At 61.5% G+C, this 13,345-nt stretch carries 15 protein-coding genes; 7 read left to right on the top strand and 8 right to left on the bottom strand.

Features of this window, described 5'->3' with window-relative positions; all coding sequences use genetic code 11:
- Nucleotides 1–31: 31 nt before the first annotated feature.
- Nucleotides 32–1,186 carry a class C beta-lactamase gene (ampC, locus tag LRO94_RS15855; protein ID WP_179178887.1) on the bottom strand — a complete coding sequence of 385 codons (1,155 nt, stop codon included), beginning with the start codon at nucleotides 1,184–1,186 and terminating at the stop codon, nucleotides 32–34.
- A 204-nt stretch (nucleotides 1,187–1,390) separates the two neighbouring features.
- On the opposite strand from ampC, the gene LRO94_RS15850 reads away from it, so the two are divergent.
- The gene (locus LRO94_RS15850; protein ID WP_032887177.1) at nucleotides 1,391–2,575 is read left to right on the top strand and encodes a DUF2252 family protein; all 1,185 of its coding nucleotides are present in this window, start codon (nucleotides 1,391–1,393) and stop codon (nucleotides 2,573–2,575) included.
- A gap of 458 nt (nucleotides 2,576–3,033) precedes the next feature.
- Here the strand turns inward: LRO94_RS15850 and yghX are convergent, their stop codons facing one another.
- Both yghX and LRO94_RS15840 read right to left on the bottom strand, forming a co-directional pair.
- The gene (gene yghX, locus LRO94_RS15845) at nucleotides 3,034–3,921 is read right to left on the bottom strand and encodes a YghX family hydrolase (RefSeq protein ID WP_032887176.1); all 888 of its coding nucleotides are present in this window, start codon (nucleotides 3,919–3,921) and stop codon (nucleotides 3,034–3,036) included.
- A 44-nt stretch (nucleotides 3,922–3,965) separates the two neighbouring features.
- Nucleotides 3,966–4,454, bottom strand: coding sequence for a PaaI family thioesterase (locus LRO94_RS15840; RefSeq protein WP_179178888.1), 489 nt, complete (start codon nucleotides 4,452–4,454; stop codon nucleotides 3,966–3,968).
- 86 nt (nucleotides 4,455–4,540) lie between these two features.
- On the opposite strand from LRO94_RS15840, the gene LRO94_RS15835 reads away from it, so the two are divergent.
- Nucleotides 4,541–5,098: a YceI family protein gene (locus tag LRO94_RS15835; RefSeq protein ID WP_179178889.1), complete on the top strand. Its 558-nt coding sequence runs from the start codon at nucleotides 4,541–4,543 to the stop codon at nucleotides 5,096–5,098.
- Here LRO94_RS15835 and LRO94_RS15830 read toward each other — a convergent pair.
- On the bottom strand, nucleotides 5,095–5,985 hold the full coding sequence (locus LRO94_RS15830) for a DMT family transporter (protein ID WP_179178890.1): 891 nt from the start codon (nucleotides 5,983–5,985) through the stop codon (nucleotides 5,095–5,097). The two genes, LRO94_RS15835 and LRO94_RS15830, sit on opposite strands and share 4 nt — an antisense overlap.
- A 90-nt stretch (nucleotides 5,986–6,075) precedes the next feature.
- Between LRO94_RS15830 and LRO94_RS15825 the strand changes: the two genes are divergently transcribed.
- A complete protein-coding gene (locus tag LRO94_RS15825) occupies nucleotides 6,076–7,401 on the top strand; it encodes an aminotransferase-like domain-containing protein (protein ID WP_179178891.1) in 1,326 nt (441 codons plus the stop codon).
- 14 nt (nucleotides 7,402–7,415) lie between these two features.
- On the opposite strand, the gene LRO94_RS15820 is transcribed toward LRO94_RS15825, so the two are convergent.
- Nucleotides 7,416–7,841: a nuclear transport factor 2 family protein gene (locus LRO94_RS15820; RefSeq protein ID WP_032887170.1), complete on the bottom strand. Its 426-nt coding sequence runs from the start codon at nucleotides 7,839–7,841 to the stop codon at nucleotides 7,416–7,418.
- 246 nt (nucleotides 7,842–8,087) lie between these two features.
- Between LRO94_RS15820 and LRO94_RS15815 the strand changes: the two genes are divergently transcribed.
- Both LRO94_RS15815 and LRO94_RS27885 read left to right on the top strand, forming a co-directional pair.
- A complete protein-coding gene (locus LRO94_RS15815; RefSeq protein WP_179178892.1) occupies nucleotides 8,088–8,306 on the top strand; it encodes a DUF6434 domain-containing protein in 219 nt (72 codons plus the stop codon).
- Nucleotides 8,303–8,425, top strand: a complete 123-nt coding sequence (locus tag LRO94_RS27885; protein WP_256583447.1) for a hypothetical protein — start codon at nucleotides 8,303–8,305, stop codon at nucleotides 8,423–8,425. The genes LRO94_RS15815 and LRO94_RS27885 overlap by 4 nt, the downstream gene beginning before the upstream one ends.
- A 135-nt stretch (nucleotides 8,426–8,560) precedes the next feature.
- On the opposite strand, the gene LRO94_RS15810 is transcribed toward LRO94_RS27885, so the two are convergent.
- Nucleotides 8,561–10,267 carry an amidase gene (locus LRO94_RS15810; RefSeq protein ID WP_122680893.1) on the bottom strand — a complete coding sequence of 569 codons (1,707 nt, stop codon included), beginning with the start codon at nucleotides 10,265–10,267 and terminating at the stop codon, nucleotides 8,561–8,563.
- Between the two features lie 57 nt (nucleotides 10,268–10,324).
- Nucleotides 10,325–11,113, bottom strand: a complete 789-nt coding sequence (locus LRO94_RS15805) for a helix-turn-helix domain-containing protein (RefSeq protein WP_032887167.1) — start codon at nucleotides 11,111–11,113, stop codon at nucleotides 10,325–10,327.
- Nucleotides 11,114–11,196: 83 nt separating this feature from the next.
- Here LRO94_RS15805 and LRO94_RS15800 point away from each other — a divergent pair, with 83 nt between their 5' ends.
- Both LRO94_RS15800 and LRO94_RS15795 read left to right on the top strand, forming a co-directional pair.
- Nucleotides 11,197–11,502: a DUF2834 domain-containing protein gene (locus LRO94_RS15800; protein ID WP_095184604.1), complete on the top strand. Its 306-nt coding sequence runs from the start codon at nucleotides 11,197–11,199 to the stop codon at nucleotides 11,500–11,502.
- Nucleotides 11,495–11,917 (top strand): MAPEG family protein, encoded by a 423-nt coding sequence (locus tag LRO94_RS15795; protein ID WP_179178893.1) that lies wholly within the window; start codon nucleotides 11,495–11,497, stop codon nucleotides 11,915–11,917. Before LRO94_RS15800 ends, LRO94_RS15795 begins: the two co-directional genes overlap by 8 nt.
- A gap of 232 nt (nucleotides 11,918–12,149) precedes the next feature.
- Here LRO94_RS15795 and LRO94_RS15790 read toward each other — a convergent pair whose 3' ends face one another.
- Nucleotides 12,150–13,316, bottom strand: coding sequence for a GGDEF domain-containing protein (locus LRO94_RS15790; protein ID WP_179178894.1), 1,167 nt, complete (start codon nucleotides 13,314–13,316; stop codon nucleotides 12,150–12,152).
- Nucleotides 13,317–13,345 lie beyond the last annotated feature (29 nt).

Raw genomic sequence — 13,345 nt, 5'->3', positions numbered from 1 at the left:
CCTTCATCACAGGGTGGGCTCGTGTCCGGCTTTAATGGTCCAGCGCACTCAACACTGCATGGGCGACTTTCACCCGCTCTGCATTCGGGTAGTTCTTGTTCGCCAGAATCACCACCCCTAATCCCTTGCTCGGCACGTAGGCCACATAGGCGCCAAAACCATTGGTGGAACCGGTCTTGTTCACCAGCGTGTTGGCGTGGGGCGTCTGGGCAGGGGTTAGCCAGTTCACCTTGTGCGGTTCCATGGCCATTGGTGTGGAGTTGCCGTCAGTCAACGCATCGAGCGTGATGGGATAAGGGTACATTTCCCAGCCCAGCCCTTGGGTCATGCCGTCGACGGTGTAGTAGCCGGTATGAGTGATGCTGACCGCGCGTTGCACGGCGCTTTCCAGCTTCGCCGGGTTCATGTTGGCTTGCACATAACGCAGCAAGTCCGAGGCGCTGGTCTTGATGCCGTAAGCCTCACTGTCCATGGCGCCGGGGCCGACGCGCACCGGTTTGCCATCCTTGCCGTAGCCTTGTGCGTAGAGGCTCATCTGACTCGGCGGCACCTTGACGAAGGTGTGCTTGAGCCCAAGTTTGGGCAGCAGGGTTTTTTCCATCGCCTGATCGAACGGTTGCTTGAGGCTCTGCGCCGTCAGGTAGCCGAACAGGCCCAGGCTAGGGTTGGAATACAAACGCTGGGTGCCTGGGGCGAAGTCGGGCTTCCACTGCTGGAAGTAGCTGATCATGTGCTGAGTGTTGTCAGCCTCCGGTGGAAATTGCAGAGGCAGGCCGCCGGCGGTGTAGGTGCCGAGGTTAAGAATGCTGATGTGATCAAACTTGCCGCCACCCAAGGCTGGCAGGTAGTCGCTGGCCGGGGCCGAAAGCTTGAGTTTGCCGGTAGCCGCCGCATAACCGGCGAGGGTGGCGGTGAAGGTTTTGCTCACCGACCCGACTTCGAACAGGGTGTTCTCGCTGACGGGCTGCCTCGTCTCCTGGGAGGCGACGCCGTAGTTGAAATAGTGCGCTTTGCCGTCCTGAACCACGCCGACCACAAGACCGGCAATGGCCTGTTGCTGCATCAGCGGCTTGACACTCGCGTCCACCACCGCCTGCAGATCGGTCGCGGCCAGGCAGTGGCCGGTAGCGACAAGGGCGGCTACCGCCGTGAGATTGCGCATGCCTGAGAACATAGATAGGGGCATGAGAGTGTTTCCATGAAAGTGATCGATTAAAAAAAGACCCTCGCGGGGGAGGCAAATATAGGCAGTTCGCCTGCTCTGGGCAAACGATGAAGTCTCTTGCCTGGATATAACGGGAGAAGGCCAACGTGATAAATTTTTTAGAAACATAATGAAACATTCTCCGAGGCGCACCGCTCTACCGCTACACCTGTACTGAGTTATTCCATGAAAACACCGCGCCCCTCCGCTCGTATGCCCCACCTGACCCAACTGCGAAACCTCAAGATGGCGCGCTCGGCCCACGCTTATGTGCGCGGCAGTACCGTTCAATTCTACGAGTGGCTGCACAGCTTGCCTGGACGCCGTTTGCCCCGCGGGCCAGCGATCTGGATCTGCGGCGACTGCCACGCTGGCAACCTTGGCCCCACCGGCGACACCAAGGGGCGCATCGATATGCATATCCGTGACCTGGACCAGGCAGTGATTGGCAACCCGGCCCACGACCTGGTGCGCCTGGCCTTGTCCCTGGCGACCGCCGCGCGAGGCTCGGACCTGCCGGGGGTAACCACCGCACGCATGCTTGAAGAAATGATGGTGGGCTACGAGCAAGCCTTCAAAGACAAGCCCGATGAAACGCCGCCACGCCCGTCCCAGGTCAAGGCAGGGATGCGCAACGCCGTGGCGCGCACCTGGAAGCACTTGGCCCGTGAGCGCATCGAAAGCGCCCGGCCGACCATCCCGTTAGGCAAGCATTTCTGGCCGTTGTCGCGGGCCGAAAAAAGTGCGCTGAAAGTCGTCTGCGCGTCGGACGAGATCCACCAGTTGGTCACTTCGCTCAAAGGCCGGCCCAAGGATGCCAAGGTCGAACTTTTGGATTGCGCTTATTGGGTCAAGGGCTGCAGCTCCCTTGGCTTGTTGCGCTACGCGGCCTTGCTCGGTGTTGGTGATAAGGATGATCAGGCGTATTGCCTGATCGATATCAAGGAGGCGGTCGGCGCCGCTGCACCCCGGGCCGCACGGGCGAAGATGCCCAGGGACAACGCCCGCCGGGTTGTGGAAGCTGCGCGTCAGTTGTCGCCGGGCCTTGGCGAGCGGATGGTGGCGACGCGGTTTCTGGATCACGGGTTTTTTATTCGCGAACTGCTGCCTCAGGACATGAAGTTGGAGTTGGATGAGTTGAGCGAGACTGACGCGATGCACGCTGCGGGTTATTTGGCTCGGGTGGTTGGCGTTGCTCATGCCCGGCAGATGGATCGGGCGACTCGTAAGGATTGGATGGCGGTTTTGCAGGAAAACCGGTCAAGGGAGTTGGATGCGCCTTCGTGGTTGTGGACCAGCGTGGTGCAGCTGGTGGGGAGTCATGAGCAGGGGTATTTGGATCATTGCCGGCGGTATGCTTTGGAGCATTGATGTCGAGGGGGATGATGGGTTTTGCGTAGGAGAGCTGGTAGATGTCTGTTTCTGCGTCAACGGCGGCCAGGGTTACGCCATTTGACTGATGGTCCCCTATCCAAATGTGGGAGGGGGCTTGCTCCCGATGGCGGCCTGACAGTCGACTCATATGTTGGTTGGGGTACATATCCATCTCTGCGGTAACGGCGGCTTAGGGTTCCGCGCTTACAGCGGGTCACTTTTGGAAAGGCCGGAATGCCGGCCCAGCCAGAAGTAATCAAAAGGCCTTCGCCCCAACACTCGGTGCTTCGTCTGGAATCGGCATGCCCTCACTCCGGCTGGATCTATGGCCCAGTGCGGCTAACCCGGCGTCCTGCCGGGTTGCCCACGGATTCAAGCCTGCGTTCGGCCAGCGCGTCTGACGGGGCGCTTTGGATCAAGATCAAAAGCAGGAGCAACAGCCAGAGCAGCGCCAGTCATGCCAGGTATTTGTTGAACCACCCCAGTGTTCTTTCCCATGCCAGGTTGGCGGCTGCTTCGTCATAACGTGGCGTCGAGTCATTGTGGAAGCCGTGATTGGCGCCCTTGTAGATGAACGCTTCATAGGTTGTGCCGGCCGCTTTCAAGGCTGCCTCGTAGGGCGGCCAGCCTTCGTTGATACGTGTATCCAGCTCGCCGAAGTGCAGCATGATCGGCGCCTTGATCCGCGGTACGTCCTTGGCTTCCGGTTGGCGGCCGTAGAAGGAGACGGCTGCGCCCAGTTCGGGGTAGGCCACCGCTGCTGCGTTGGTCACGCCACCGCCGTAGCAGAAGCCGGTGATGCCGACTTTTCCGGTGCTGCTGTCGTGGTGCATCAGCCATTCGATGGCGGCGAAGAAGTCGTTCATCAGTTTGGTCGGGTCGACGGTCTGTTGCAGCGCTACGCCTTTTTCGTCATTGCCGGGGTAGCCGCCGACCGAGGTCAGACCGTCCGGGGCCAGGGCGATGAAGCCGGCTTTGGCCAGGCGTCGGGCGACGTCTTCGATATACGGGTTCAGGCCGCGGTTTTCGTGGACCACCACCACCGCCGGCAATTTGCCCGCAGCCTTGGCCGGGCGTACCAGGTAGCCGCGTACCGTGCCGTTGCCCTTGGGTGAGGGGTAGGTGACATAGTCGGCGACGATGTCCGGGTCGGTGAATTTCACTTGCTCGGCCAGGGCGTAGTTAGGGCTCAGGGAGGCGAGCAGGGCGGAAGCGGTCAGGCCGCCAAACGTGAACAGCGCAGCGCGGTCGAGAAACTCACGGCGGTTGATCTTGCCGTGGGCGTAGCCGTCGTAGAGTTCCAGCAGTTCGGGGGCAAAGTCTTTCGCGGTGAGACGAGTCATCGGTGCAATCCTCGATTAGCGGTGACAGTCAATGTAGACCAGCTTCAGCCCTCGCGGCCATGGGCGGCAGCGGCCAGTTGCCCAGTGTCGACGCGCACGAACACCGAGTCGCCGATTGCCGTGAGCACGTCGCCGGCGTATACCTCGCAGACCACGCGGGTTTTTCGCTCCACGTCGCCTTCGACCCTGGCGCGCAAGGTGAGGGTGACACCCATGGGCGTGGGCTTGATGAATTTGATGCCGAGGTTGCCGGTCACGCAGTCGATGCGTGGCAGGCTGCCGGGTTCGCGTTGCTCGGTGCGGTAGTGGTAGGCCATGGCGGTCCAGTTGGAATGGCAGTCCACCAGCATGGCGATGAGGCCGCCGTAGACCAGGTCCGGCCAGCCAGTGAAGTGAGCTTCTGGCGCGTGTTGGGTGATCAAATGGATGCCGTCTGCGTCCCAGCGGCTCTTGATGTGCAGCCCGTGAGGGTTGCTGCCCCCGCAGCCGTAGCAGATGCCTTCCGGTGCGGTGATGTCTTGTAGCGCTTGCATGCAACGTCCTTATTGTTGTGGGCGACTATTCTGTTTGGCAGGACAAACGCGTGATGGGAATACATCCAGACTTTGCGGAGTGGTGCATGAAACGTGGATTTTTGCCGGTTGCGCTTGTCCTGGGCTTTATCGCCAGCGCCCAGGCGGTGGAGTACAAGGACGTCAATCACACTGCCAGCCAGATCAGTTTCACCTACGAACAACTGGGGCAGCGGATGTATGGGACGTTCAAGGAATTCGAGGGCACCTTGGCCTTTGATACGCAGGCGCCGGAGGCGGGACACGCGCTGCTCAAGATCCAGCTCACCAGCATCAGCGCCGGCAGTGACGATGCCAATGACACCCTGCAACGCGCGTCCTGGTTTGACACCGCGACCTATCCGGTCGCGGTGTATGAATCCACTGGGGTCAAGGCGCTGGGGGATAACCGCTTCAGGATCAGCGGCAACCTGACCATCAAGGGCACCACACGCCCGGTTGATGTAAAGGTGGTGCTCAAGGAGCTGGATGGCATTGGCGTGTTCGACGGCGAATTCATCCTCAATCGCGGCGATTTCAAGATCGGTGAGGGTGAATGGGCCGGCAACAGCGTGGTTTCCAACGACATCCATATCAAATTCAAGATGGTCGCACCGCAGCGCTAGCGGGCGAACTTCTTCGCACCGGCCACGCAGGCGATCACCGCCACCGTCACCAGCACCATGCCTAGACTGACCTGTTCATGCAGCAGGCCCGCCGCCAGCGCCAGGCCGAAGAACGGTTGCAGCAACTGCAACTGGCCGACGGCCGCGATGCCACCTTGAGCCAGCCCGCGATACCAGAACACAAAGCCGATCAACATGCTGAACAGCGCCACATAGCCCAGGCTCAGCCAGGCTGTCAGGCTGATGCCGGCAAAGCGTGGCGGAGCAAGGAGCAGGCCTAACGGCAGCACCACTGGCAGCGACACCACCAGCGCCCAGCAGATCACCTGCCAGCCGCCCAGGCTGCGCGACAGTTTCGCGCCCTCGGCATAGCCCAAACCGCACACCAACACCGCCAGGAGCATCAGCAAATCGCCGGCCGGAGCGGCGCTCACGCCCTGGGCGAAGGCATAACCCATCACCAGGGCACTGCCCAGAATCGAAAACACCCAGAACACCGGTCGCGGCCGCTCGCCGCCACGCAGTACGCCAAACACCGCCGTGGCCAGGGGGAGCAGGCCGATAAACACGATGGAATGGGCGGAGGTTACGTATTGCAGGGCCAGCGCGGTGAGCAGGGGGAAGCCGATCACCACGCCGAGGGAGACGATCAGCAGGGGCGCCCATTGAGTGCGCGCGGGTCGTTTTTCCTTGAACAGCCACAGCAGAAGCAGCCCCAATGCGGCAGCGATGGCGGCGCGAATCATCGTCAGAAACACCGGATCGAATTCCATGACCGCCAAGCGCGTAGCGGGCAGTGAGCCGCTGAAAATCACCACGCCGATAAAGCCATTGATCCAACCCTGAGTGCTGTTGTCCAGGGCGTTGAGGGGAGACGTACGTTCCATGGGGGCTGTCCCGAAAAAGAAGAGTTGCGTGGTGCCCATCCTAGGATCGAGAATCAAGACAATCAAAAAATTGTCATGGATACATCGCCAATGCCCCGCGCCCGTTACAAGTCACTGGTCGACAACTTTGCCGAAGACATTCGCAGCGGGAAACTGCCCCCCGGTATGCGAATGCCTACCCATCGCCAATTGGCCGCGGATCATGGCTTGGCGCTGGTCACCGCCAGTCGGGTGTATGCCGAGCTGGAGGCCATGGGGCTGGTCAGCGGAGAAACCGGGCGCGGCACCTTCGTGCGCGAGATTGCGTTGCCGCCAGGGCAGGGCAGTGGGCAGATGACCATCGCGGCGGGCATGCTTGACCTCAACTTCAATTACCCTTCGTTGCCGGGTCAGGCGGACTTGCTGCGCACTGCGTTGCGCCAATTGGCGCTGTCCGGTGACCTCGAAGCGCTGCTGCGTTATCAGCCCCACGCCGGCCGCCTGCATGAGCGCGCCACCATTGCCCGCCACCTGCTGAGCCGAGGGCTGACGGTGCAGGCCGAGCAGGTGTTGGTGGTCAGCGGCGCCCAACATGGGTTGGCGGTGGCGATGATGGCGTTGCTCAAGCCGGGGGATGTGATCGCGGTGGACGCGTTGACCTATTCGGGGTTCAAGGTGTTGGCAGAGACCCTGCATCTGGAAATCGTCGCGATTCCCGTCACCGCCAGCGGCCCGGACCTGGAATATCTGCATAGCGTGTGTCGCAAGCGTCCGGTTCGCGCGGTGTACAGCATGCCGACCCTGCACAATCCGCTGGGCTGGGTGATGGGCATGGCGCAGCGCGAGCAGCTGGTCGCCATCGCCCGCCAGCACAACCTGATGATCATTGAAGACGCGGCCTACGCGTTTTTAGTTGAGGACGCGCCAACGCCCGTGGCGAGCCTGGCACCGGAACGTACGGTGTATGTGGGTGGGTTGTCGAAGAGTGTCGCCACAGGGCTGCGCGTGGGATTTGTCGCGGCGCCTGTTGCGTGGATGAAGGCGTTGGAGCGCACCATCATGGCGACCACTTGGAACGTGCCCGGGGTGATGAGCGCGATTGCCGTGGCCTGGATCGAGGACGGCACCGTTGCCCACTTGGAAGCACAAAAGCGCCAGGATGCCCGGGCTCGGCAAGCCTTGGCTGCGCAGGTGTTGAAGGGGGTGGCCTACACCAGCCACCCGTCATCGTATTTTTTGTGGCTGCCCCTGGCGGAAGATGCCCGCGCCGATCAAGTCGCCATGGCCTTGCAGCGCGAGGGCGTTTCCGTGTCCACCGCTGAGCCCTTTGCCGTTTCGGCTCAGGTGCCCCATGCGCTACGCCTGGCGTTGGGGTCGGTGGACATGCCGTCGCTGCGCGAGGCGTTGCTCAAGGTGCGCAACGTGGTGGCGTGGTGAGCCACCGCTAGCCATCAGAATTTAAAGGCCTGGCGACCGATCAGCAGCCAGTGGCCTTTCTGTTTTTGCCAGACCTGGAAGTTTTCGATGTCGGTAGGCACTTCGACGCCACTGTTCACCGCCTGTGCGTGAAAGTGGTTGCGCACCAGTGCCGTGTCGCCTTGCAGAGTGATGGTTTGTTTTTGCATTTCCAGAGTCTTGAAGCCGCTGCGACCGGTCTCGATATCGGCGATGAATTCCTGTTTGTTCTGAATTTTGCCGCTGGAGTGGCCGTAGGTGAGTTGCTCGGCAGTGAGGGCCTGGAGCTGCTTGATGTCTTTGTGCAGCATGGCTTGGGTCAGGTGATCGACCGCTTGGGCTACGTCGTTGTCGGCGGGGGCTGCGGCCACGTAGCCGCTGAACAGGCACAGAAAACCGATCAGCACTTTGACGTTTTGCATGGGTGTTTCCTTATTGTTGTTGGGGTGTGCACGACAGCTATAGTCGTCGTACAACCATGCAATATTTGCCGGGTCTAAGGAAAGTAAAATTTTGAAATACCCCGAGAAGATTGGTATTTGTAGGTTTTAACTCCTTATACGATGTCCCAACACGCGGGGTGCTCGTACACGGAAGGTTTTGGCACTTCCTGGGTGGCTGGCACATCGCTATGCTAACGCCGACCCAACACCTGCCCGAGTGACAAAATGGATTTTGACTGGCACAGCGACCCCATCATCCGCGCCACCCCTGTGACCGCACACTACAAAAACACCCAGAACGTGCGGCGCTTCATGCGTGAGCACTGCGGGCCGACCTTCAAGTTCGATCGTCCCTTCATGGCCTGGATTCGCAACGATATCCCCAAGACCCTGGGCGACGTGGTGGATGAATGGCAGCGCCTGAACCATGACAACCGCCCATGATCACCCAGGGACTGGTTGTACTGATCAACTACGGCATTCACCTGGCGCCCGGCCTGTGGTTTGCCCTCACCCCCAAATCGCTGCCAGGTGCCGCTGTGTGCTGCCGGCATTTGTCGTGAAGACAAAGCCGGTAACTGACACGATGAGGATCAAAATGTGGGAGGGGGCTTGCTCCCGATGGCGGTGGTTCAGTTGGAACAGCTTTGCCTGATACACCGCCATCGGGAGCAAGCCCCCTCCCACAGGGTAAATCGTTAGTTTGTGATCAGTGGCGGGGTGCGCGGGGGAATCAATCGCTTGCTGCCGGTCGCTTCATACGCCGCCGCCAACCGCAGCAATGCCGAGTCATCATAAGCGCGCCCGGCAAATGTCAGCCCTACCGGCATGCCGATATCCGCCATCACGCCCATCGGCACGGTGACGGTTGGCACGCCCAGGTGGCGGATGGCGAGGTTGCCGTTGGCCACCCAGATACCATTGCTCCAGGCGATATCGGCGCTGGCTTCGTTTACATCGGCATCCGCCGGGCCTACGTCGGCGACGGTGGGGAACAGCACAGCGTCGAGGCCGAGTGTTTCCATCCAGTCTTCCAGGTCGATCCGCCGGGTTTGCTCCAGGCCGCGCAGGCCATCGGGCACGGTGCTGATTTCATTCCAGGGCGTGATCCCGCGCTGGGCCATGCGCACGTATTCGTCCATGCCGGCGGCGAGGTCGTCTTCACGGTTGGGCAGGGTGCCGGGGTCGTGGGGGAAGATTTTCGGGCCGTCCACATCCGCCAGGCGGTTGAGGGTTGGGTCGTTGTTGGCGCGCAGGAAATCATCGAAAGCCCAGGCGGACAGTTCCCATAACTCGTCGTGCAGGAATTCCTTGGACACCAAACCTCGGGTGAACACCGTCGGCGCGCCGGGGCGATCGCCTTCGCAGTTGGACACCAGGGGGAAATCCACTTCGATGACTTCGGCGCCAGCCGCTTCCAGCGCCTTGCGGGCGTCTTTCCACAGGTCGATCACGCTGGCGCGGGTGTTGATCTGTTGCCCGGTCGGGCCGCCGATGCCGGGTTTTTCGCTGGTGCCGGCGTCGGGGTCGGCATTGATGTACATGCGCGGTACACCCAGGCGTTTGCCCGCGAGGGATTCAGCCGTCGCAGCCAGCTCAGCGTAAGACGCCGGGCGCACCGAGGCGACGCTGGGGATCGGCACCCAGGGTTGCAGGCGCCACAGGTCGCCACGGGTGTCGGGGTCTTCGGCGACCACCACATCGAGGACTTCCAGCAGGTCGGCCATGGTGCGGGCGTATGGCACCACCACGTCCATGGTTGGCGTCAGCGGCCAGTTGCCGCGCACCGAAATCACCCCACGGGAGGGGGTGTAGGCGCACAGGCCATTGTTGGACGCCGGACCGCGTCCGCTGGACCAGGTTTCTTCTGCAAGGCCGAATGCCGCGAAACTGGCGGCGGTTGCAGTACCCGCGCCGTTGGACGAGCCGGAGGCGAACGGTGCGGTGAGGTAGTCAGCGTTATAGGGGCTTTCGGCGCGGCCATATACGCCACGCTGCATGCCGCCATTGGCCATCGGCGGCATATTGGTCTTGCCCAGGCAAATGGCGCCACCGGCGCGCAGGCGTTCGATGGTGAACGCGTCGCGCTGGGCGGTCAGTTTGGCAAATGCCGGGCTGCCGGAGGCCGCAGTCAGGCCTTTGACCAGGTAACTGTCCTTGGCGGTGTAGGGAATGCCATCCAATGGCCCAAGGGTTTCGCCCTTGGCCCGGCGTGCATCGGACGCCTCGGCCTCTTTGAGCGCGTGTGGGTTGCGCACCACCACAGCGTTAAGCGCGGTGGCGGTCTGCGGGCCGTCGTACGCGTCGATCCGTGCGAGGTAAGCCTGGACCAATTCAACGGCAGTGGTCTGGCCGGATTCAAGCGCCGCGCGCAATTGGGCAATGGAGACTTCGGTAACTTGCATGACGTTTTCTTCGCCGCCTTCAGATGGAGGTATGGCCGCAGTCTACGTACAGATATTTCACAAAACCAGCGCCGAATAGTCCGCGAAGGCAGCGCGCATCACCTGCCAGGTCGCCTCGTCAGCCGGAATCAGATGCTCGATGCGCAGCGAGGTGAGGGTGATGTCCTGGGGCATGCCGAACGTGGTGAAGGTCGACAGAAAGTTCAGCTCGCCTTCGAGTGAGCGGATGCGCGTGAGCACCAGCGGCGGCATTTCGGTGGGTAATTGGGTGTGAGTCGGCGCTGGCAAACTCGCCAGCAGCGCAGCCAATGCCGGATTGCCCAGCGCCTCGCGGGTTGCCCGTTGCCAGGCCAGGGTGCGGATCTCTTCGGCGTTGATGAGGTGGTCGCCCAGGCCACCGGTTTGCAGCAGGGTGGTCAGCAGGTTCAAGCCATCGGCTGCGTCTGCTTTGATGCCCACCCGTTCAAACAACAGCCCGGTACTGACATTCGCCGCCAGCACTTGCCACTCACTGCCCAGCAGAATCGCAGGCGCGGGGTTGTTGGCATGCAGCACATGGTTGACCGCTTCGCGAACCGCGGCCATGGCCGGTGAGGCAAGCGGGGTCGCGGTGTAGCGCGGGGCGTAACCGGCGGCGAGGAACACGCGGTTGGATTGCTCCAGTGGGGTCTCCAGTGCCGTCAACAGGTTGTGCAGTGTCCCCGGACTAGGTGTGGCGCGACCGGTTTCGAGGCAACTGAGATGACGCTGGGAAATCCCGGTGATCAGGGCGAGGTCCAGTTGGCTCAACTTGGCCTGTCGGCGCAGTTGGCGCAGGTGTTCACCGGCGCTAGCAGGGTTTTCCATGACGTATTCATGACCTCCGAGGTCATTGCGAGGGGCCAAACCTTATCACTAAGGTGGGCCTCCATCACCCCAAGGACGACACCATGCACAGACCTTATATTGCCCTGGCCGGCTTGCTCGGTTTTTCCCTGTACACCCTGGTTACGATGCTGACTGCCGAGCAATCGCTGCTGGCCTTTGGGCGCGAGCTGATGTCTCGACCGGACACCGCGCAAGTGGTGATCGACCTTTACCTGATGGCGGTATTGGCGTGTGTATGGATGTATCGGGATGCGCGCGGGCGAGGGCGGTCAGTGCGTTCGGTGGTGCCGTACTTTTTATTGACGGCGGTGTTTGTGTCAGTGGGGCCGCTGCTCTATATCGTGGTGCAGGGAGTCAGGGATGAATGACCTCCTGAGAGTCTATGCCCTGTGTGTACTGGTGCTATGTCTGAAGATGTTTGCGGTTTCCTGCTACCAAGGGTATTTCCGCATTCGAGGCCTGGCATTCACCAATGCTGAAGATGCGGCTTTCTTTAAGCGCGCCACGCATTCGATAGAGCTGCCACCGGTTGGCCGAGCGAGCAGAGCGTGGGCCAATGATCTGGAAAACATCCCCATGTTTTTTGTGCTGGGAGGGCTGTGTGTTGCGCTGGAGGCGCCCGCTGTGGCGAGTGCGTGGTTGTTTGGCGGTTTTACCTTGGCCCGTCTGGCGCATACGGTGACGTATCTGGCGGGTTGGCAACCTTGGCGAACGCTGGCGTATGGGGTCGGGGTGATCTGTTTGCTCGGGCTTGGCGCGATGACTTGTTGCAGGCTTGTCTGAAATTCAGCGGCATCCCGCTTACTTCTGTAGTGAGCGAGCTTGCCTCGCGCGGGGCAAGCCCGCTCACCACAAAAGCGCCTCACGGACTCAAACCCATCGCCTGCCTTTGGTTGTCTTGATACGCCGTGACGTGTAACTGGCCTTGAAGTCTGCGGCGCCACCGGCGTACTGCTCACACCGAAGCGTTGGAGTCGGTCAGGACGGGCCGGGGTGTGGGGGTTAGTTACGATCTCTAACCGTAGGGCGTGGCGCCCCTGCGATCCACCAACCGGATACTGTCGCGCCCACCCCGCTTGGACTCATACAGCGTGGTATCCCCTTGCTCAATCAACGCCGCCAGGCTCTCCGGCGGCTGATCGAACAGGTTGGCGCCAATGCTCAGGGTCACCGGTTGCGGGGTGCTGAAGCTCTGCGAGGCCAGTTGCTGAAACTGGTCGCGCAGGTTGCTGCCCAGTTCAACGATCTGCTCAGCCGACGTGGGATTGAGCAGGATCACAAACTCATCGCCGCCCAGCCGTGCTGCCAGTGCGCCTCGGGGCACGACGGCGCGGATCATTTCGCTCAATGCGATCAACAGGCGGTCGCCGGCGGTGTGGCCGTGGAGGTCGTTGACGCCTTTGAAGTTGTCGATGTCGATCAGCAGTAGGGCGCCGGGTTGGGTCGAAGATACCTGGGCCAGCAGGCGAGGGGCGCGCAGGTCGAGGGCGCGACGGTTGTAGAGGGCGGTGAGCGGATCGCGGGCGGCGAGGCGGGCGATCTGTTGTTCGCGGCGGTAACGTTCGGAACCCGTCATGGACAAGGCAATCAGCATGATTGCCATGGCGCCTTCCACCAGGGAGATCTGGATGATCTCGCCCTTGAAGGCGGCGAGGTCGATCAGGGTGCCGGGAATGACCACTGACAGCGTTTTGGCCACGTAAAAGGTCCCGTGGAGCAGCAGCACGAAACGCAACTGCACCGCGCCGACGCTCAGGGACCGGCCATGGGGCCGCAGCAGGAAACTGGCGCGCAGGGTGGGCAGGGCGACCAACAGCGATTGCACCGCCAGCATGGCTTTGGACCATGATTGGTCCGTTGGCAGCGCGAGCATGGCGAACCAGATCACGGGCATCAGGGCCCAGGCGCGTGATACGCGTACTTGGGTAAACCGCGCCACGCCGAGCAGAAACAGGAAGTGTGCGGTCACCAGTAAACCGTTGGCGAACCAGATGCCGATGACTAAAAAGCCATTAATGCGCAGTAGGGCCAGGAGAGAACCGATGGTGATGGTGGCGAAACCGCTGCTCCACAACAGCAGCGAGGGTTCGCGCACGCTGCGCCATTCGACCAGCAGGTAAAGGGCGGCAGCGGCTGCCAGGGCAACGGTGAGTGCCAAAATCGTGGGAGGGTCGAGCGTCATTTCTTGCTGGGTCTGCCTGGTGTGCGTTT

The sequence above is a fragment of the Pseudomonas sivasensis genome (assembly GCF_021391435.1).
GTDB classification, from domain to species: domain Bacteria; phylum Pseudomonadota; class Gammaproteobacteria; order Pseudomonadales; family Pseudomonadaceae; genus Aquipseudomonas; species Aquipseudomonas sivasensis.
The sequence above is the reverse complement of the archived record's forward strand: the minus strand, read 5'-3'. Positions and strand labels throughout refer to the sequence as shown.

What these genes read in the sequence shown, in the direction of transcription:
- LRO94_RS15850 (WP_032887177.1), top strand. Translation starts at nt 1,391, where the DNA reads ATGAAAACACCGCGCCCCTCCGCTCGTATGCCCCACCTGACCCAACTG.
- LRO94_RS15810 (WP_122680893.1), bottom strand. Translation starts at nt 10,267, where the DNA reads ATGCAAGTTACCGAAGTCTCCATTGCCCAATTGCGCGCGGCGCTTGAA.
- ampC (WP_179178887.1), bottom strand. Translation starts at nt 1,186, where the DNA reads ATGCCCCTATCTATGTTCTCAGGCATGCGCAATCTCACGGCGGTAGCC.
- LRO94_RS15820 (WP_032887170.1), bottom strand. Translation starts at nt 7,841, where the DNA reads ATGCAAAACGTCAAAGTGCTGATCGGTTTTCTGTGCCTGTTCAGCGGC.
- LRO94_RS15830 (WP_179178890.1), bottom strand. Translation starts at nt 5,985, where the DNA reads ATGGAACGTACGTCTCCCCTCAACGCCCTGGACAACAGCACTCAGGGT.
- yghX (WP_032887176.1), bottom strand. Translation starts at nt 3,921, where the DNA reads ATGACTCGTCTCACCGCGAAAGACTTTGCCCCCGAACTGCTGGAACTC.
- LRO94_RS15800 (WP_095184604.1), top strand. Translation starts at nt 11,197, where the DNA reads ATGCACAGACCTTATATTGCCCTGGCCGGCTTGCTCGGTTTTTCCCTG.
- LRO94_RS15805 (WP_032887167.1), bottom strand. Translation starts at nt 11,113, where the DNA reads ATGGAAAACCCTGCTAGCGCCGGTGAACACCTGCGCCAACTGCGCCGA.
- LRO94_RS15815 (WP_179178892.1), top strand. Translation starts at nt 8,088, where the DNA reads ATGGATTTTGACTGGCACAGCGACCCCATCATCCGCGCCACCCCTGTG.
- LRO94_RS15825 (WP_179178891.1), top strand. Translation starts at nt 6,076, where the DNA reads ATGCCCCGCGCCCGTTACAAGTCACTGGTCGACAACTTTGCCGAAGAC.
- LRO94_RS15790 (WP_179178894.1), bottom strand. Translation starts at nt 13,316, where the DNA reads ATGACGCTCGACCCTCCCACGATTTTGGCACTCACCGTTGCCCTGGCA.
- LRO94_RS15795 (WP_179178893.1), top strand. Translation starts at nt 11,495, where the DNA reads ATGAATGACCTCCTGAGAGTCTATGCCCTGTGTGTACTGGTGCTATGT.
- LRO94_RS15835 (WP_179178889.1), top strand. Translation starts at nt 4,541, where the DNA reads ATGAAACGTGGATTTTTGCCGGTTGCGCTTGTCCTGGGCTTTATCGCC.
- LRO94_RS27885 (WP_256583447.1), top strand. Translation starts at nt 8,303, where the DNA reads ATGATCACCCAGGGACTGGTTGTACTGATCAACTACGGCATTCACCTG.
- LRO94_RS15840 (WP_179178888.1), bottom strand. Translation starts at nt 4,454, where the DNA reads ATGCAAGCGCTACAAGACATCACCGCACCGGAAGGCATCTGCTACGGC.